The sequence below is a fragment of the Pseudoneobacillus rhizolycopersici genome (genome assembly GCF_054786815.1).
The window spans coordinates 40,971-60,808 of sequence record NZ_JBTOOE010000015.1; the positions used below are offsets into that span (position 1 = coordinate 40,971).

At 40.7% G+C, this 19,838-nt stretch carries 14 protein-coding genes and 1 pseudogene; 7 read left to right on the forward strand and 8 right to left on the reverse strand.

Annotated features, from left to right (window positions below):
- Positions 1-74 precede the first annotated feature (74 nt).
- Complete coding sequence (locus ACX9YW_RS15180) at positions 75-746, reverse strand: response regulator (RefSeq protein ID WP_460347857.1); 672 nt, start codon at positions 744-746, stop codon at positions 75-77.
- Complete coding sequence (locus ACX9YW_RS15185; RefSeq protein WP_460347858.1) at positions 743-1,936, reverse strand: sensor histidine kinase; 1,194 nt, start codon at positions 1,934-1,936, stop codon at positions 743-745. Before ACX9YW_RS15185 ends, ACX9YW_RS15180 begins: the two co-directional genes overlap by 4 nt.
- Before the next feature lie 185 nt (positions 1,937-2,121).
- Between ACX9YW_RS15185 and ACX9YW_RS15190 the strand changes: the two genes are divergently transcribed.
- Together ACX9YW_RS15190 and ACX9YW_RS15195 are read left to right on the forward strand one after the other, a co-directional pair.
- On the forward strand, positions 2,122-3,234 hold the full coding sequence (locus ACX9YW_RS15190) for a BsuPI-related putative proteinase inhibitor (protein ID WP_460347859.1): 1,113 nt from the start codon (positions 2,122-2,124) through the stop codon (positions 3,232-3,234).
- Positions 3,235-3,389: 155 nt separating this feature from the next.
- Positions 3,390-6,566, forward strand: a complete 3,177-nt coding sequence (locus ACX9YW_RS15195; protein WP_460347861.1) for a DEAD/DEAH box helicase — start codon at positions 3,390-3,392, stop codon at positions 6,564-6,566.
- Positions 6,567-6,606: 40 nt separating this feature from the next.
- Here ACX9YW_RS15195 and ACX9YW_RS15200 read toward each other — a convergent pair whose 3' ends face one another.
- A complete protein-coding gene (locus tag ACX9YW_RS15200; protein WP_460347863.1) occupies positions 6,607-6,945 on the reverse strand; it encodes a zinc ribbon domain-containing protein YjdM in 339 nt (112 codons plus the stop codon).
- 25 nt (positions 6,946-6,970) lie between these two features.
- Positions 6,971-7,930 carry a GNAT family N-acetyltransferase gene (locus ACX9YW_RS15205; protein WP_460347865.1) on the reverse strand — a complete coding sequence of 320 codons (960 nt, stop codon included), beginning with the start codon at positions 7,928-7,930 and terminating at the stop codon, positions 6,971-6,973.
- 137 nt (positions 7,931-8,067) lie between these two features.
- Between ACX9YW_RS15205 and ACX9YW_RS15210 the strand changes: the two genes are divergently transcribed.
- The gene (locus tag ACX9YW_RS15210) at positions 8,068-8,976 is read left to right on the forward strand and encodes a nuclease-related domain-containing protein (RefSeq protein ID WP_460347867.1); all 909 of its coding nucleotides are present in this window, start codon (positions 8,068-8,070) and stop codon (positions 8,974-8,976) included.
- 925 nt (positions 8,977-9,901) lie between these two features.
- Here ACX9YW_RS15210 and ACX9YW_RS15215 read toward each other — a convergent pair.
- A pseudogene (locus ACX9YW_RS15215) lies at positions 9,902-11,561 on the reverse strand (hypothetical protein).
- 138 nt (positions 11,562-11,699) lie between these two features.
- Between ACX9YW_RS15215 and ACX9YW_RS15220 the strand changes: the two are divergent.
- The 4 genes from ACX9YW_RS15220 (at position 11,700) to ACX9YW_RS15235 (ending at position 16,766) form a co-directional block, all read left to right on the forward strand.
- Positions 11,700-12,158, forward strand: a complete 459-nt coding sequence (locus tag ACX9YW_RS15220) for a hypothetical protein (protein WP_460347869.1) — start codon at positions 11,700-11,702, stop codon at positions 12,156-12,158.
- Positions 12,142-14,628, forward strand: coding sequence for a molybdopterin oxidoreductase family protein (locus tag ACX9YW_RS15225; RefSeq protein ID WP_460347871.1), 2,487 nt, complete (start codon positions 12,142-12,144; stop codon positions 14,626-14,628). Before ACX9YW_RS15220 ends, ACX9YW_RS15225 begins: the two co-directional genes overlap by 17 nt.
- 123 nt (positions 14,629-14,751) lie before the next feature.
- Positions 14,752-15,648, forward strand: a complete 897-nt coding sequence (locus ACX9YW_RS15230; RefSeq protein ID WP_460347873.1) for an LppY/LpqO family protein — start codon at positions 14,752-14,754, stop codon at positions 15,646-15,648.
- Between the two features lie 188 nt (positions 15,649-15,836).
- On the forward strand, positions 15,837-16,766 hold the full coding sequence (locus tag ACX9YW_RS15235) for a nuclease-related domain-containing protein (protein ID WP_460347875.1): 930 nt from the start codon (positions 15,837-15,839) through the stop codon (positions 16,764-16,766).
- A 289-nt stretch (positions 16,767-17,055) separates the two neighbouring features.
- Here the strand turns inward: ACX9YW_RS15235 and ACX9YW_RS15240 are convergent, their stop codons facing one another.
- The 3 genes from ACX9YW_RS15240 to ACX9YW_RS15250 are packed head-to-tail and all read right to left on the reverse strand — an operon-like array spanning position 17,056 to position 19,827.
- On the reverse strand, positions 17,056-17,778 hold the full coding sequence (locus ACX9YW_RS15240; RefSeq protein ID WP_460347877.1) for a response regulator transcription factor: 723 nt from the start codon (positions 17,776-17,778) through the stop codon (positions 17,056-17,058).
- Positions 17,779-17,799: 21 nt separating this feature from the next.
- Positions 17,800-18,822 (reverse strand): ABC transporter ATP-binding protein, encoded by a 1,023-nt coding sequence (locus ACX9YW_RS15245; protein WP_460347879.1) that lies wholly within the window; start codon positions 18,820-18,822, stop codon positions 17,800-17,802.
- Positions 18,823-18,825: 3 nt separating this feature from the next.
- Positions 18,826-19,827 carry an ABC transporter ATP-binding protein gene (locus ACX9YW_RS15250; protein WP_460347881.1) on the reverse strand — a complete coding sequence of 334 codons (1,002 nt, stop codon included), beginning with the start codon at positions 19,825-19,827 and terminating at the stop codon, positions 18,826-18,828.
- Positions 19,828-19,838 lie beyond the last annotated feature (11 nt).

Genomic DNA, 19,838 nt, shown 5'->3' on the forward strand with positions numbered 1-19,838 from the left:
TTTTTAGCCACCAAAAAAAGGCCCAATCAGGCCTTTTTAGAAATCTTATATGCCAAAAGTCATGTGCCAAACGTTTACTCAAACATTGTAATGCCGTAACGCACCGCAAAAATCGCGGCTTGGGTTCGGTCGCGTATCTCTAGTTTATTTATAAGGTTGGAGACGTGATTTTTTACCGTTCCTTCTGTTATGAAGAGCGAATCGGCAATTTCCTTATTGCTATAGCCGTAACCCAGCTGTTTTAAAACCTCTAATTCTCGATCAGTTAAATCGTCGATAATTTTCGGGCGTTCCGTTTTTGCACTAGAAAGCCCTTCTACCTCTTTTGTTCTTTTCAGTTCTTTTAGCATTTGCCCTGTAATATCTGGCGGGAGAACGATCCCACCTGAATGAACAGTCATAATCGCTTGAACAATGGTATCAGTCGGCATATCTTTTAACAGATAACCGCTAGCCCCTTTTTCTAATGCCTCAAAGATTAATTCACTATCTTTGAAGGTGGTTAGCATAAGCACCTTGGTTTCTGCCATATTTTGAGTAATGAAATGAGTCGCATCTACTCCATTTGTTCCCGGCATTCGGATGTCCATTAACACGATATCTGGATGAAGTCGTTTCACTTTTTCAAAAGCCTCTTGGCCATCAGCTGCGGTACCGACCACTTCAAGCTCAGGTTTTAGGCCAAGCAAGGTTGCCAGTCCATCACGAATGAGAGGCTGGTCATCAACAATCATTATTTTTATCATTTCGCCCCACCTGTCTTCCATGATTTTTGTAAAAGTGGAAAATGTATGTTCATTTGAAAGCCTTCTCCAAAAGTACTTTCGAAATAAACACTACCACCGTGTTCCTCAATTCGTTCCTTCATATTAATCAGGCCGAATCCTGGATTAATCGAATCTACACCTTGACCATTATCCTTCATGAACAGGCTAACAGCTTCGACTGTGCAATTCATTTTTAATATAAAAGAAGTCGCTTGCCCATGGCGTTTGGCATTTGTTAACGATTCTTGTATCGTTCGAATGATGGCTGGTTGGAGGGAAATGGATATGACTGTTGGGTCACCGCTTAGTTCAAACACCGATTCCAGTCCGGTTGTTTTATAAAAATCAGCAAGTAGCTTTCGGATGGCTGGGATTAATGGTAAATGCTCTTCTTCCTCTAGGTGAAGAGTCCGGACGGAAAGTCGAATTTCCTGCAGAGCATCTCTTGCCAAGTTTTCACAAACAGTGATGGTTTCTTCGGTCTTTTCGATATCAAGCTTTAATAATGCTTTACTGAGCTCAAGTTGAACGAGTAGGGCTGTCATTTTATGACCAACAGTATCATGGATTTCCCTCGCAATTCGGTTGCGTTCGTGAACGGTCGTTAATTCTTCGACTTTCTGGGAGTAATTCTGAAGCTCCACATGTGCATCCGATAATGCTTGATGGGAATGGTTTAGTTGTTCGTATTGGCTGTTCATCGTTTCTCTCGCGGAGAGTAGTTTGCGTATTAAATCTCCCACAATCGAACCAAAGACAACAAAGGTTGCACTTAGGATGTTGTCGAAAAAGCTAATCTCGCCGAATTTGCTCCACCAATACCCCTCCACGAGAAGCCACATAGTGAAAAAGATTGCTATGCATAACCGTAGCTTTTTTTTATCGGGGATTGTTAGGAATACCGTCACAGCGATAACTCCGAGAAAAATTAAGTAAATAGTTATACCAGGAAATAAAAATCCGTATAAAAAGCTTACCAGTATTTCAATTAAAAGAATCGGAAATATCCATTTTATTTGTTTAAAGAAAAAAATGAGAAAATGGTTTAGGAAGAATAACACTGTTGCCATGATGACATAAACCTTTAGCCATGATTGGTCTTCAGGTATCATCTGGTAATAACCAAAAGATAGTAGTGCAAGCATGACTAATCTTGTATAGGTTAGCAATCTATCACCTCTATTTTATTGTCCAAATGTTCATTTACATCATACTACCAACTCAGGAAAATTGTATATGTTTTTTAAATTTTCTGTTTGTAATATTTTTGAAATATTTATCCCATTTTTTGCAACTATTTGACTGGTCGGTCGTCTAAATGGGTGAAAAAGAAAAACAAAGGAGATTGATTAGTATGAATAAGATTCCGTTTATGATTTTATCATCTGTGATGATTGCGAGTTTATTGGCTGGATGCGGGGCAAATCAAAAAACGAATGGGGCTGCCGATCAAGGTAATAACGCTCCGGTTGAGGAAAAGGTTGGAGTGGAAGAGGCTATTTTAGGTAATGTCAAAGTTTCCGAGGAAAATGGGAAAATCCATATCCGATATGAAGCGAAAAACATTTCTAAACAGACTCAGAACTTGACGTTTCAGAGTGGCATGAAGGTGGATTATATCCTGTATGACCAAGAAGGAAAAGAAGTCGATCGCTATTCAAAAAATGCGATAGCGACTATGGCACTTGAAGAGGTTGCCCTAGACGCACAGGAGGCGATTTCCGAAGAGTTTGTCATTGATAATCTCCCTAACGGCCATTACTCGATGGAGGTATTTTTAAACGAAAAGGATCAAAACGGTAAAGAGGTCGTTAGCTTTGATGTAACAGAGTCTATTTACAACAGAGTGGTTGGAACTCTAACTGGTAGAATTGACCTGCATTCAGTTGAAATCATGATGGATGGAGTACCTAAAGCTTTTCAATTAACTGATTTTGCACAAGAACAATTAATGACGCTTGAAGATGGTGTTGAGGTCGAGTTTATTTATACAGACACAGGTATTGAACAGGCAACCATCGAAAAATTGATTATGGCACCAACCACGGTTAATTTAAATAAATCAATATTAGAAGTTGATAGCGAGCTAGCTGGAGTTCAAGAAAGAATTAGAACAACAAAGAGTTTAGAGGTGATGGCCGGTTATCAGCCTTTAGACGTGTTTAGTCTATATATGTACACTAGAGCCGGAGAGGATTATGAAACATTATATTACTTCCATAATATTGACGAGGATAACCTACCTGTCGATAAGTATGTAGCAGAAAATCGAACAGATGATGCAACTGCAGAAAATCGTGATTTCATGAAGAAATTGAATGAAGTTCGCGAATTCCAGGTTAATAGAATCGATTCCACTCGTGCAAACATCAATTTCAAGCTACCTGGGTCGGATGAAATACTAGAATTTAAATTAATCAAAGGCGAAGACAACATCTGGCGCGCACTATGGCTACCGTTACAATAAAATCCACTTTAACACTTTAAAGCATGTGGGGACTGTCCCCACATATTTTAAAGCATTAAAGCACTAAAGTGCTTTTGTGGTTGTTTCTTTAATAATTGGATGTTAAGGATTATAATGTTTATAAAAAGGGCCCATCCGAAAGGAGAAGCAGCGATTTGAATATCAAATTAAGTCCTAAGATCATTGAAGACCGGTGTGGTGCAGTCTCCTTTAAAAGAGGAGACTCTTTTTATCGTACTGGTAAGGTTTTTTTTACAAAATCTAATGAGGATGTGTGTGAGGCAAAGGTTGTTGGCGCAGAGGATTTTCATGTTCATATTGAACGGGATTCAATAGGTTCATTCACTTCTACTTGTAGCTGTCCGAAATTGGCCTCCTTTCAAAAAGATTGCCAGCATGTTGCTGCTGTTTTAATTGCTTTACATGACAGACAAAAGAAAGGCTCTGTGCTGGAAGATTCTCCGGCAGACCTATCAAATGAGTTACTGGCACTATTTAGTAATAAACCAAAGCGCTCAAGTGGTCACCAGCTTCATTTTGAGAACCGTGACGTTCTTGATGTCGAGTTCATTTTTCAACCCATTGCTTTAAGAAATGGAGAATATTTATTAGGAGTAGAGCTAAAGGTCGGACCGGTCAATGTCCGGGATATTCGGGAATTTCTTAGTTTCGTCAGGAAAGGAAAGCCGTATTGCTTATCTCCGTTATTTACCTACGATTCTAATCGCTTTTGTTTTGAAACAGAAGCAGACGCTTTGATTCAACAGCTGATCCAAGTCGTTTTCGATGAAAAAATGTTTACCGAGGGAATGAATTATTCTATCAAGGAACATCTTTTACTTGTCCCACCAACTTCATGGGAGAGACTAGTACCGCTTTTAAAAAGAGCTTCTAAAGTAAGACTTGACTTTGATGGCAAATTTTTTGATCATCTTTACTTTACTGACGAAAAGCTCCCCCTGCAGTTTGAGTTGACTGAGGACAACGGCTATAAACTTCGAGTTAATGGGTTAGAGCTAATCGTTATTTTCCAATCTTATCGACTTGTTTTATTTAAAGGAAAATTATTGCCATTATCTCAGGAAATTTGCGACCGCCTGTTAGAGCTTAAAGGGCTGATCACACCAACAGGTCGCAATGAAATTGGAATTAAAGCGGAGCAATTGGATCTATTTTATGAAAAAGTTCTCCCAGGATTGAAGAAATTGGGGGCTGTACAACTGTCAGACTCGGTTAGGAGAAAGTTCTACCAAACGCCTTTAATAGCAAAGCTTTACTTAGATCGTATTAAGAACCGGTTTCTTGCCGGTCTTGAGTTCCAATATGATAATTGGCTGATTAATCCTTTGGAGGAACGGGATTCACCTCGTTCTATCATTATTCGCGATGAAAAAAAGGAAGCAGAGATTTTGCAGCTAATGGAGGATGGCCAATTTGCCAAGACGGATGGTGGCTATTTTTTGCAAAATGAGGAATTAGAATATGAATTTCTCTATCATATTCTTCCGAAACTGCAAAAATTAGTACAAGTTTATGCGACAACGGCAGTCCGGAATCGCATTTTCCGGGAAAGCGCCCCTCCGAAAATTCGTGTAAAGGTCCAAAAAGAACGCACCAATTGGCTGGAATTTAAATTTGAAATGACCGGGATTGCTGATAAAGAAATTCGTGACCTTCTTCAAGCGATTGAGGAAAAACGTAAATATTATCGATTGAGAGATGGCACGTTGTTTTCGCTGGAAACACGGGAAATCGAGGAAATTCAGCGGTTCATGAAAGCTGTCCCCTCCCAGCCTGAGGATTGGAAAAGCGGATTAAATATTCCAATCGTTCATGGATTGCGTTTACTTGATTCAGCGGCAGTTCCTGAGCAAACCTTTGAATTTGAGGAGTCATTTCGAGGGTTTCTTGATGATTTTTACCATCCCGAACGCTTAGATTTTCCCGTACCAAGTGGATTAATTTCGACATTACGTGACTATCAAGTGAAAGGTTATAAATGGCTTAAAACTCTTGCCAGTTATGGATTTGGAGGGATTCTCGCTGACGATATGGGACTTGGGAAAACATTGCAAAGCATTACCTTTGTAGTGTCCGAGCTTTCGAGGATTCGTGAAAAGGGCTCTCCTGTGCTAATTGTTTGCCCAGCCTCCTTAACCTATAACTGGCTGGATGAGTTGATGAAATTTGCTCCGGAAGTACAAGCGGTTGTTGTCGATGGCACAAAAGAAGAACGGGTAAAGCTGCGGCGGGAAGTAGATGCGGTCGATGTCGTGGTTACCTCTTACCCATTGGTTCGCCGGGATATTAAATGGTTTGAACAGCAGAATTTTCATTCGGTCTTTTTCGATGAAGCGCAGGCTTTTAAAAATCCGTTGACGCAAACAGCACGGGCGGTAAAGCGAATAAAAGCTGACCATCGATTCGCTTTGACTGGTACACCAGTTGAAAATTCCCTTGAGGAGCTGTGGGCCATTTTTCATGTCGTCTTTCCTGAGTTGTTCCAGGGTTTGCAGGAATTCAGTCATCTAACTAGAAAACAGATTTCGCGGCGAATCCGTCCATTTTTGCTGAGGCGGTTGAAGGAAGATGTTTTAAATGAACTGCCTGAAAAAATGGAATTTGTCGACTCTGCGGAGTTACTTCCGGAGCAGAAAAAGCTGTACGCTGCTTATTTAGCTAAGCTTCGAGAGGATACGTTAAAGCATCTAAATAAAGAAACAATTGATAAAAATCGCATTAAAATTCTCGCAGGTTTGACACGGTTGAGGCAAATTTGCTGCCATCCTGGTTTGTTTATTGATGGATACCGTGGGAGCTCAGCAAAATTTCAGCAATTGTTGCAGATTGTCGAAGAGGCACGACTTTCTGGTCGACGAATGTTGATTTTTTCGCAATTCACCAAAATGCTTGGTCTGATTGGTCGTGAGTTAAATGAACGTGGATACCCATTTTTTTATTTAGATGGAACGACGCCTCCCGAGGAACGGGTACAGACTTGCCGCCGTTTTAACGATGGCGAACGTGATATATTTTTGATTTCCCTGAAGGCTGGTGGTACTGGGTTAAATCTTGCCGGTGCTGATACAGTAGTGCTTTATGACTTATGGTGGAATCCGGCTGTCGAAGAACAAGCCGCTGACCGCGCCCATCGGATTGGTCAGAAGAATGTCGTCCAAGTAATCAAGTTGGTGGCTCGCGGTACGATTGAAGAAAAGATGAATGAACTTCAGGAGAAAAAGCGTGTTCTCGTCGAGGAGGTCATTGACCCGCGTGACGGCACATCTTATCGATTGACCGATGAGGATATCCGGGAGATATTAATGATATAAAATAAATAGCCCAACTTTGATGTTGGGCCTCTTTCGTTTCTTATACTTTTTTCACAAATTCTGATTTTAACTTCATAGCGCCAAAACCGTCAATTTTACAATCGATATCATGGTCCCCGTCAACTAGGCGAATATTTTTAACCTTAGTGCCTATTTTTAGTGTTGACGAACTTCCCTTCACTTTTAGGTCTTTAATGATGGTTACGGTATCACCATCGTTAAGGATATTTCCATTGGCATCTTTAATAATTCGTTCCTCAGAGCCAACTGCTACTGCCTCTGAACTCCACTCATATCCGCATTCCGGGCAGATGTATAGGGCACCATCCTCATATGTATATTCGGATTGGCATTTAGGGCAGTTTGGTAGATTCGACATTACTATTCTTCCTCCATTTCTTCTTTTAACAAATATCAAATTCAATTGGCCAGTGTATAAGGCCAATTTGTTTGCTATCACTTTTCACCTTTTGACAATATTCAGCGATTTCGCGGTTTTCAGGATTAAAAATATTAATCATTCCTGCTCCCCAAGCATTTATTTGCGCTTCGTATGGATAACTTATATTGGATTTCACCCAATCGGAATTTGGGTGAATCGGTAAGGTGATTGATTGAGCGTCTGCCCCCATTAAACCATTTAAGAACTGAATTAGCAACCTGGATGCCTTTGAATCCTTAGCTAGAAAATAGCTAATATTGGCTGGTCGGTTTGTTTCATAGCGGATATAGCCAATTGGTGAGGCATCGTCTTCTATTATTGCAGATGTCATTTTTTTACTTGTGCTAATCCAACTAATTACCGAATTACTTGGTTTAATCGAGAGATCCTCTTTGGCAAACATCATTTCCCAGGTTGAAATCAAAAAGCCAAGGTCCTTGTGCTCGACTCTTCTTGCTTTTAGATGACTAGCTTCCTCTGTAATATTTTTACGATTAATGGCAATGGAAACAGAGCCATAGGTTCCGGTCTGGTATCCAAAACGAGGATAATAGTCCGGGTGGCCAAGAAGAATGCTAAAGTCATAGCCTTTCTCTATACATCTCTTGTGGCCCTCTTCTATTAAAAGCTTGCCAACTCCCCCCTTTTGATATGCGGGATGAATCGCAATCGGTGCTAGATTAACGACTTTATGCTCCTTGCCTCCGACTATCATTTGCAATGGATTAAACAAAACATGACCAACGATTTCACCGCCATACTCCGCTACTAATGAAAGTTGCGGATCAAAATTTGGCCGATGGCGCAATGCATCCACAAGCATGACCTCACCCATCCCATAATCATGAGTAAAAGCCAAAGCATGAACCTCAGCAATTTTGAAATAGTCTTGGACTGTTTCGCTTCGAATCGAAATATTCATGTGGGCCCCCTCCCTTTTTATCCATAGAATACCATTTTAAAAAAAGGTTAACAAAAAATTCATGATTATTCCAATTGTTTGCTAGTATTTTTATTATGATTAATTTGAGTTAATATTTTTGAATGGAAGTGATAGATATGGCATTTAAGGAGCGAAAGGAATCAAATCTATTGAAATTGCTAAGAGTTTTAAACTCAAGAATGGAGTTGCCAGAGGATACTAAAAGATACTACTACAATCTTGAAAAAGGCTTTCAAGGTGAATTGCAATTTGACCGGTTAACCGAAAAACTGCGAAGTAATTGTTATGTTTTAAATGATTTATTGCTCAAATACAACAATAGTGAGTTTCAACTAGATACCGTCATTATTTATCAAGAAACAATTTACGCATTAGATGTTAAAAATCATGAAGGTGACTATTGTTTTGAATCCGAGAAATTGGTTAAAATAGGACGCAAAGAAGTCCAAAATCCCCTGAATCAATTAAACCGAGCGAAATCATTATTCCGCCAACTACTCGATTCACTTGGATGTAAATTGAACGTTGAAGCATATGTCATTTTCATCAACCTCGAGTTTACTTTATACCAATTACCTCCAGACTTTCCGTTTATTATGCCAACACAAATTACTAGTTTTTTAAAGAAATTAGACGCGAAACCTTCTGTACTAAATAGCTCCCATAAGAAATTAGCCGAAAAACTTTTGTCCTTACATATTATCGAACCTCCACCTTATTCCCGTTACCCGATTTACGATCTCGGTATGATAAAACCGGGGATGTCATGTAAAAACTGTTACTCCCTATCTACCACAGTTGAGAAATCAAAATTTATTTGTAAAGTTTGTGACTTCGAGGAACCTATCGAAGCTGCTGTTGTTAGAAATGTTGAAGAACTGCGGTTGCTATTTCCTGAACGTAAAATTACTACGAATCTGGTATATGAATGGTGTAAGATTATTGAGTGTAAAAAGCGGATAAGTCGGATACTTATGAAAAACTATAGGAGATTGGGTTCACGGAATACGACATATTTTGAATAATTACTTTTAATTGAGTGGCTATTGGTGTTTAGTGTATTTGTTTTAGGTTATTTCGTCCATGAAAAGCTGATTCATAGACATTTTGAGCTTTTCACGGATTCAGTTTGTCTATGAAAAGCTGTTCAATGGACATTTTGGGATCTCGCTTGACTCATTTTGTCTATGAAAAACTATCTCATGGACATTTTGGGCTTTTCATTGACTCATACTGTCTATGGAAAGCTGCTCCATGGACATTTTGGGCTCTCGCTTGACTCAGTTTGTCTATGAAAAACTATTTCATAGACAGTTTGGGCTTTTCATTGACTCATACTGTCTATGAAAAGCTGTCCCATGGACATTTTGGGTTCTCGATTGACTCATTTTGTCTATGAAAAGCTGTTCCATGGACATTTTGGGTTTTCAATTGACTCAGTTTGTCTATGAAAAGCTGTTCCATGGACATTTTGGGTTTTCAATTGACTCAGTTTGTCTATGAAAAACTATTTCAAAGACATTTTGGGCTTTTCATTGACTCTCACTGTCTATGAAAAGCTATTTCATAGACAGTTTGGGACTTTCATTGAATCATACTGTCCATGAAAAGCTATTTCATAGACAGTTTGGGTTTTCGATTGAATCATACTGTCCATGAAAAGCTGTTTCATAGACATTTTGGGTTCTCGATTGAATCATTTTGTCTATGAAGTGCTGTTTCATAGACATTTTGGGTTCTCGATTGAATCATTTTGTCTATGAAAAGCTGTTTCATAGACATTTTGGGTTCCGATTGGCTCATTTTGTCCATGAAAAGCTGTTTCATAGACATTTTAAGCTCGTCAGCGACTCATTTTGTCAATGACGAGCAATCGTATAAAAACTTTTGAATAAACCATTTTATCCATTATATAGCCTTTACAAGTCATCTAAGGACCCTGCCAGTCTTTTACAACCCCTCAATCACAATCTTCTTCACCGGCAAGAATTGCTCTTCCGTATCCAAATAGTTAATCCGAACTTTATCTCCTTCTTTCAGATAGATCACAAGTGGATTTATCGCTGAAGACATAATGAAATTTTGTCCACTATCGAGCAAGAAGGATACCAATGTGTTGTCACCTGACTTTTCTTTGTAAACTCTAACTACCTTACCCCCTACAACCTTTTCCTCCGCTTTTGAATGACCGTCGACTGAACCTCCTCCTCGTTGCAGTGCTGTTTTATATAATTTGATGGCTTCATTCGGCGTAGAGGCATACACGGATATTTCCGGATTGGCGGCTGAAACGATAAAGTAATTTTGCAAAAAGCCGTTAGAATCTAGTACAGGTGTCAACCAGCTTGCCTCACCGTAGAAATTATACAAAATCGGCATTTCGCCAAACCATTTTTTCTCAATGAATTTCTTTTCAATAATTTGTAAGGCACCTTGTGAATCCATATAGGACTCCTCCAGATTGCCCGTATAATAAGTCGCCTTCCCGGTTCGGGCATTTGTTAGCGCATAGCCGAGCATCGAATCAACACCCTCTTTAGGGCTCGTGAAATCGGTGAAATAATACATTTCGCCGTTTTCGTTAAAAATAGGACTCACATTCGCCTCGGTCCCCTCATCAGAAGGAAGCTTCACATCCGACTTCCCAAACATACTGTTCCAAAAGCCATGAACATAATTTCCAAAATAGCTGTTTTGCAAACTGACGACCTCAGGTGAAACGGCTCCATCGATAAACTCCGGGACCTCTGATAAGGAATAAGCCCTTATCGCCCCACTCAGAGAATCCACCACTACAAGTCCTTTAACTTTAAAGCCATTTCGGGCCGAAATAAACTCACCAAATGATCGAATATAATACGGTTTCCCATTATCATCGACCTCTAATTGAACATCACCACGAAAAATCGAGTTCGGATACTGCATGCGAATGTGACGTTCTATATTTTTATTAAAATAGGACGATGGTGTGTACACCATTTCCGAGCGCATGAATTTGGGGTTTGCTGTTGAATCGGTGGCGCTTAAAATAAAGTATCCGGGACTGCGTTTCCCCTTCCACCATTTAAAAATATCGGAAAACTCAACTGGAGCAATATATACGTATTCACCGTTCACCTTTTGAATCTGCAGGTTTCCGAGTTCATAGTAGCTCGTATTCGGAACCTGTCCGAAGGCTTTCTTCATTTTATTCCGTGCAAATTTTGGTGGCACGCTTGCCGGCGTTTCTTTCTCATCAAAGGCGGTAATTTGAACTTGCTCGTCCATTTGCGCGGTTTGATATTTTTCATCCGCATTAAAACAAAAACGCTGTTAAAAAATAGCCTCCAACTATTAGGCAAATTAAAAATAGAACTCCTTTTACTAGTTGCTCTCGGCCGGACGAAACCAGCATCCCTACTGTTGTTATTAGAACCAGAAAAAACCAATATGAAGAGAAATTCCGATCAATATTGGTCCAGTAATACCAACCCAAAACCAATATGCTAATTAAAATAACTCCAGCAACTTGAAGACGGATTCGCGGACGTTCGTTTTTTCGGTACATAGGGATTAAAATCATGGCTGAAACAAGACCAATAATCAGTGAAAATATATAAATGTTCCCCATCTGTGACAACTTCCTTCCTATTAATATAGCTTGTACAGTATATGGTTCATATCGTCCTAAAGATTCCTATTACTTCCTATATCATGTGCTACTTCTCCTATTCATATAATGGTACAAAGAAAAGGAAGTGGGTGACTGATGAATCCAAATTTATATAGACACCTATATAAGGGATACCAAGCCGTTCAAGGTCTATTGCAAGGGTTTCCGGTTAATCAAAATCCACTTGAAATGAGGATTGCACCACTTTTAGCTGAACAACAGACATTTATTTGGAACGGACTCCATTTATTGCAGCAAAAATCATTTGACCAAAAACAATTTAAATATGTTATTTCGGTTATCTATCGAAACAATGAGGCGTTTGACCCGATGTATCGTGGATGGATTCGCGCTTCGAAATGGACGGAATCAGTTTTACCACAGACCCTTGAAAATAAAAATGAACTCGCTAAACAATTACGGCATGAAATAGTTAGTACTGTACCTCACGTACAGAAAATCTACGGGGAGGAAGAAGCTAAGTTTATTATTCCTCCATTGTTTCGATATGAAGCTAAGGTTCAAAGGGGGCTATCTAGTGGGATGGATAGATGAACGTGTCGATACGAATGTCTATTCGCAAGGGGCAGTGGATCGGTGGGTTTATAACACTTGTAATATTTGTTCAATTGGCTGTGGTTGTTTTACCGCGGTGAAAAATAACCAAATAGTCGGGATTCAGGGAAATGGTGCCCACCCAATCAACCGTGGTCGTTTGGGACCCAAGGGTGAAAATCAGTGGTATGCCAATAATAATCCAGACCGTTTATTATCACCACTCATTCGAAATAAGTCTGGGAAACTGGTAAAGGCTTCGTGGGATGAGGCCATGGGTCTGATGGTTGAGAAGGCGAAAGATACACTAAGAACCCTAGGTGCAAACGGAATTGCTATCTATTCCACTGGTCAATCTACACTGGAAACCTATTATTCAATTGCTAAAATTGGTCGTGCTGGCCTTCGCTCTCATCTACTAGATGCCAATACGCGACTCTGTACGGCAACGGTGGAATGGTGTCTGATGCAATCATTTGGTTCGGATGGCGTTCCTTCCTCTTTTGATGATATTGACTTAACGGACACCCTTCTCCTGTTCGGCCACAACGTCGCCGAAACGGGGACCGTTCTGTTTGAGCGAATTATCTCCCGAAAGAGGCTGACCGGAAAACCGTTTATCATTGTCGTGGATCCGCGCAAAACATTAACGGCAAAAGAGGCGGATTTATTTTTACAATTGAAGCCTTGCAGTAATGTTGCGCTATTAAATGGAATTCTTCATTTAATACTTAAAAATGGTGACATTGATGAAAAATTTATTACGAATCACACGATTGGGTTTGACCGGATGAAGAAATCGGTTGAAGATTGGACAGTGGAACGGACGGCTGAAGTGACGGGGATTCCGAGTGAGCTAATCATTCTAACAGCTGAAAGGCTTGGCAAAACCGTCTCTCTTGTGTCAACTACCCTTCAAGGGGCTTTTCAGAGTGAGGATGCCACCACGACAAGTGTGGCAATTAACAATTTACATCTTATTCGGGGTTTAATCGGCAAGCCTGGCAGCGGGCCATTTCCAATGGCCGGTCAGCCTAGTTCCTCGGCAAACCGCACTGTGGGTGGAGTTGGCAGTTACCCTGGACAACGAAATAACGATAATCCGAAGCATATTGAAGAAATGGCCCGACTATGGAACATAGACAAATCACACCTGGAGGTTGGGCCAGAAAAAGATATTGAGGAAATCATTCATCTCATGCAAAAGGGATTGGTGGGGTTCTTTTGGAATATTTTCACCAACCCGATGGTTTCCCTGCCAAACCGCACCCATGCTCGAAAAGCTTTTGAAAAAACATTTGTTGTTGTTCAGGACCCCTTTTTAACGGAAACAACCGAGGTTGCTGACATTGTCTTGCCACCTGCGATGTGGGGCGAGATTGATGGGACAATGGAAAATGCGGATCGGACTATTAATTTGTTAAAAAAAGCTGTCAATCCTCCAAATGGGGTGCGTTCTGATTTTGATATTTTGCTAGATTTTTCGCGAAGAATGGGCTTTAAGGACAAGAATGGTAACCCGTTAATCGACTACTCAACGCCGAGAGAGTGTTTCGAGGAATGGAAGAAGGTCTCTAAAGGTAGGCCAGCGGATATGACTGCGATAACCTATGAAAAACTGGAGCAGAATAACGGATTACGCTGGCCGGTAACGGATGAACACCCGCTTGGAACAAAACGTTTGTATAGTGATTTTCAGTTTCATACCAAGCTTGACTACACGCAGACGTACGGAAAGGATTTGTTAACTGGACGCCCAAGGACACGAGAAGAGTATATCGCAATGAACCCGGATGGCCGGGCGATTTTATATGATACTCATTATGTGCCACCAAGTGAACGTCCACGACCGGAGTATCCTTTATGGTTAACAACAGGTAGATTAGTTTGGCATTGGCATACGCGGACGAAAACGGGGCGCTCCCCTTACCTACAGATGATTGCACCACAGGGGTATGTGGAAATGAATGTTGAGGATGCGCTTAGGTTGACACTTCTACCCGGCGAGGTTGTGAGGGTTGTGAGTCCACGCGGTTCCATTAAAGTTCCAGTCCGAATTGTCGATACGGTCCAGCCAGGTATAGTATTCGTACCCTTTCACTACGGAAGTTGGGAAAATCACCAGGCTGCCAATGAACTGACGGTTGATTTTACGGATGCTTTATCGGGTCAGCCTACTTATAAGCAATGTTCCTGCCGAATTGAAAAAATACGGAAATCAGTAAAAGTGGAGGGAAGCTTAGAGGACTTGGCGGCCGACCATGGTCTTTCGGTCGAGGAATTAGCACAGGCAAACCGAATGATGCCGCCATATCGAGCAGATATTGGTGATCAAGTAGAAGTTCCACTGTCTATGGTCAATGTGGAAATCCCTCCTTATATGCCGTATCGGGATATTGAAAAAACACCAGCGTTTAAGCAAGCAGGGCTGAGTGTGACACAGGAATCCAATAGTAAAAAGATCCGATAGCAAGCTGGTATTTTCTCTCACCAGTTTTTCCATTGGATTTTTTATCCATATAAGGCTTATGTCCATGGCAAATGGATTCACCCCACATACATTAGCCATGAATATGAATTTGAGGTGATTGGCTTGGACAATAATCAACCAGATAAACTATGTCAGGAATTTGCAGATATCCTAGGTGCTACACCTGGGGTTGTTAATGGCGTTTGTACAGCCACCAAATTTAGAACGAATCTTCATCCTATTGTGTTGGGACGAAGAGCGGAGTCCTTTATGTTTGTTCCGCAGGCTTTTTCCTATGAAAATATTGATAAGAATGGGCGAGCACTTTGTCTAGGGGAAACGGTGATCCTCGAGGAGGAAATTAACCCCTTCCTCTCCGTCCTTCGCCGCCATGGAATCATTGTAACAGCTATCCATAATCATTGGCTGTTCGATGAGCCACGATTAATGTATATGCACTTTGAGGCGATTGATGAGCCGCTAAACTTTGCCAGAAATGTCCGTGATGCGTTGGATGTTTTAACCACTAGGGAAATCGGAGGCCGCCATCATTTTGGTTTCGGCCGTGGGTTTGGTATGAATCGGCATCATGGACATGACGGAGGAGAGGAGTTATGCGAGGAGTTCCATCAGATCCTTGGAGGTATGAGTACGTTTGAAAATGGTGTTTGCACCGTAATGAGGGCTCGGACAAATATTCGACCGACTGTACTCGGCCGTAGAGGCCAATCATTTTTACTAATCCCGCAGATGTTTACGTTCGAATCGTTGGAAAGGGACGGCACCGCGCTTTGTAGTGGTGAGTCAGTCATTTTGGAAGAAGAATTTAATCCGCTTGCCAGCAAGCTTCGTCAGCATGGAATTTTCATAACCGCCTTCCACAATCACTGGCTGTTCGATGAACCACGTTTGATGTACATCCATTTTCTAAAAATTGATGAACCAATCTGCTTTGCAGATGCAGTCAAAGATTCTTTTAGGGTTTTGACGACCGAAACAATTAGTTGTGAAAAAGGCTAATATTCTTTATTCTTTCAGGTATTCAAATATTTGGGTACCTGTTTTTTATTTTCTTGGCTTGATTATGGTATTCAATATATTCACTATCTCTGGATTGGGTAAACGTTAACAAAGAATTCATTTTTTTCGATGAATGGTTTGTTTATGATGGAATTAGTGGTCCAATATTTCTGAGAGGAAGATTGCTAATGCCGTTCAAATCCCGTAATGTACCTAGTCTTTTGAGGAAACTGCGAATATTGGACAATCGGATGGAGTTATCTGCAAACGATCAATTGAACTACTTTTACCAAGAAAAAGGTTATCAAGGCGAGCTTCAATTTGATGCATTAACAGAAAAACTCCCAAATAATATCTACATCATTAATGATTTGCTGCTTAGGATTGGAACTACTGAGTGTCAAATTGATACAGCAATGATATGTTTTGACGTGATTAAACTGTTTGAGATTAAAAACTTTGAGGGTGAATTTATTTATTTTCCCGATAAGTTACAAAAGCTTTCCGAAAGAGAAATAAATTATCAAAACCCTTTAGGGCAGCTGAATCGAACCAAAATCCTTTTCCAACAACAACTCTATCAAATCGGATGTAATTTACACGTTGAAGCTTATGTCGTTTTTATCAACCCCAACTTCACATTATTTCATGCTCCACATGACTTACCTTTTATACTTCCAACACAGATCAATAGCTTATTGAGAAAATTAAATAATCAGCCAGGTCGATTAGGTAGCCGGCATATTAGGCTAGCGGAACAGCTAGTTTCCTTACATTTACCTGAACCAACAGCTCCCCCTCAATTGCCAACATTTAATTTTAAAAGCTTGTTAAAGGGGATATCTTGTAAACAATGCTTTCACCTTACTGTTGTCGTGAATAGCGGAAAAGCTATTTGTCGTGATTGTGGATATGAAGAGACTTTGGAGGCTGCTGTAGTGCGGAATGTTGGTGAGATACAGTTGCTGTTTCCGAATAAGAAGATTACGACGAATGTGGTGTTTGAGTGGTGCGGTGTGGTTACTTGTCGGAAGAGAATTTATAGAATACTTAGAGGTAACTTTGATATATCAGGTACAGGTCAGTGGGCTTATTTTACTGACATGAAAAACTATTAAAAAATTGTTCCCCACCTAGGCTTATTGAGGACAGTTTGTTCTTGGGGGCTGCCCTTTTTGTCCTCAAGACGCCTTATTGAGGACAATTTGTTCTTTGCGGCTACCACTTTTGTCCTCAAGACGCCTTATTGAGGACAATTTGTTCTTGGCGGCTACCACTTTGTCTTCAAGACGCCTTATTGAGGACAATTTGCTCGTTGTGGTTACCCTTATTGTCCTCAAGACATCTCGCTATAAAACTGACTAGTCGGTTAAAAAATATCCAAATAAAATAACCCACTCTCTCCAGCTACTTTGCCACCCTCTTCAATGGCGTAGCCTCATTCTTCCCCTCAGTTTGCAGGGTATATCCAATTCCCCAGACCGTTTTGATCATCAAGTCGATATGATACTGCTTGAACTTTTTTCGGATCCGGTTGAGATGAGTGTCAATCATTCGGTCGTCTTCCAGATGAGCATAGCTCCATACGCCTTTGATTAAATCTTCGCGCGAGACTACAGATCCCTGTTTTTCAGCCAAATACCAAAGAATAGAAAATTCTTTTTTGGTAAAACCAAGTTCCTTATCTTCGTATTCAACCTTAAAGTTCTCCTTGCGCAAAACGAGTTCACCAACTCGATACTCGCCGGCTTCATCAATTTTATGATGGGATTCTAGATTTAACATAACATTGATTTTACAGTGTAAAATGGCATAATTCAGCTGGTTCCCCAGATAAACATCATTTGCACCAGCTCGATAGTATTTAACGATATCCTCATCGCCCAAATCATCACCGACGATGATAATAATAGTATTCAGCTGTTGACGGATCGAGCGGCATAATTCCAGGCTATTCACATTCAACAAAGAATGGTTAATCACAACAACACTTGGTCGCAATTCGACTGCACTAATTAGTCCTTGCAAACCATTGGTGTGTAAATCAATCATGAAATATGGTTCAAAAAACTGCAAGAATTTCTTGCAGTTTTGCCTATTTTCGTCGATTAGTACAATACCTTTTTTCATAAAATCTTACCTCCTAAACTACTATGATAGAGGGAAATGACAGGCCACATACTGACCGCTGCCAGTTTTCGCAAATTCAGGTGCAACTTCACGGCACTTCGGCTGCGCATATGGACAGCGCGTGTGGAAATAGCAGCCAGATGGTGGATTAATCGGACTCGGAACATCACCTTGTAAGATGATTTTCGGCTTATCGCGTAATCTTGGATTGGCAATTGGATTGGCCGAAATTAAAGCTTGAGTGTATGGGTGCTTTGGTGCCTCAAATAACGTATCTGAATCGGCTAGCTCAACCATTTTTCCTAAATACATTACGCCTACCCGGTCGCTTATATGACGAACAATGTTGAGACCATGTGATACGAATAGGTAAGTTAACCCTAATTGTTCCTGGAGATCCTCCAATAAATTGACAACCTGTGATTGGATGGAAACGTCTAGTGCCGAAACTGGTTCATCCAAGACGATAAGCTTCGGATTTAACACCAATGCTCGAGCGATTCCAATCCGCTGTCTTTGCCCACCGCTGAATTCGTGCGGATAACGTCTAGCATGGAAAGCGCTAAGACCAACTAGCTCAAGTATTTCTTTAATTCGCTGCTCCCGTTCAACCTTTGTGCCTAGGCCATGAATTTTTAAAACACGATCTAAAGTTTCCCCAACGCTTAATCGCGGATTCAAGGAAGAAAATGGATCCTGGAAAATCAGTTGCATTTCCCGTCTTGCTGCCCGTAACTCTGCAGAAGTTAATTTGTATATATCCTTGTCATCAAAGGTCACACTACCGCTAGTTGCTTCTAAAAGACGGAGCAAAGTTCGACCAGTTGTCGATTTTCCACAGCCACTTTCGCCCACTAACCCTAATGTTTCACCTTTGAAAATATCGAAACTTACCCCGTCGACCGCTTTTACATGGCCAACCGTTCGGCCTAACAGCCCGCCTTTGATTGGAAAGTGCATTTTGATATTTTGAACACTTAGCAAAACTTCTTTTTCATTGATTACTTTTTTGGTTTCTTCTCGTTCTAATACTGCCATGGCCATTTCCTACGCCTCCCACCGGTCTGTGTATTTCCAACAACGGACAACTTCTTCATTTGCTAATTCTTGAATTTCCGGCATTTCCTGATGGCAAAGAGCTGTTGCGTATTCACATCGATCAGCGAATCGGCAACCGACTGGTAGGTTTAAAGGGTTAGGAACGACTCCATCAATCGCGTAAAGTTTACCGATACGTTTTTCAGCACTTGGCATCGATTTTAATAGGCCTTCAGTGTATGGGTGTTTTGGATTTTCGAAGATGGTAAAAACATCACCTTGTTCGACCACTTGGCCGGAATACATCACCACGACTCGATCGGCCATTTCGGCAACAACTCCAAGATCATGGGTAATTAGCATAATCGACATATTTGATTTTGTTTTTAACGTTCTCATTAATTGCAGGATTTGATTTTGGATGGTTACATCCAAGGCTGTCGTTGGCTCATCGGCAATTAATAGCTCTGGACGACAGGCAAGGGCAATTGCAATCATGACACGTTGGCGCATTCCACCGCTTAGTTCATGTGGATATTGCGAAATACGACGTTCAGGCTCGGGAATTCCTACTAAATTTAGAAGGTTAATAGCCTCCGTCAATGCCTCCGCTCTCGATTTCTTTTGATGAAGCATGATCGACTCACAAATTTGGTCACCTACCTTGAATACTGGGTTTAAGGAGGTCATAGGCTCCTGGAAAATCATTGAGATACGGTTTCCACGAATATTGCGCATTTCCCGTTCTGATTTAGCTAGTAAACTCTCACCGTTAAACTTAATGTCCCCTGCTAAAATTTTACCAGGAGGAGAAGGGATTAGACGCATGATTGAGAGTGAGGTTACACTCTTGCCGCTCCCTGATTCTCCAACAATAGCGAGCGTTTCGCCTTTTTTCACGGAAAAGCTGACCCCGTCGATTGCAGGAACGGTACCATCTTCGGTATAAAAATAGGTCTTTAAATTTTCTACAGAAACGAGTGTCTCGGTTTTCGTTTTGGTTGTTGACATAAATGGTTCCT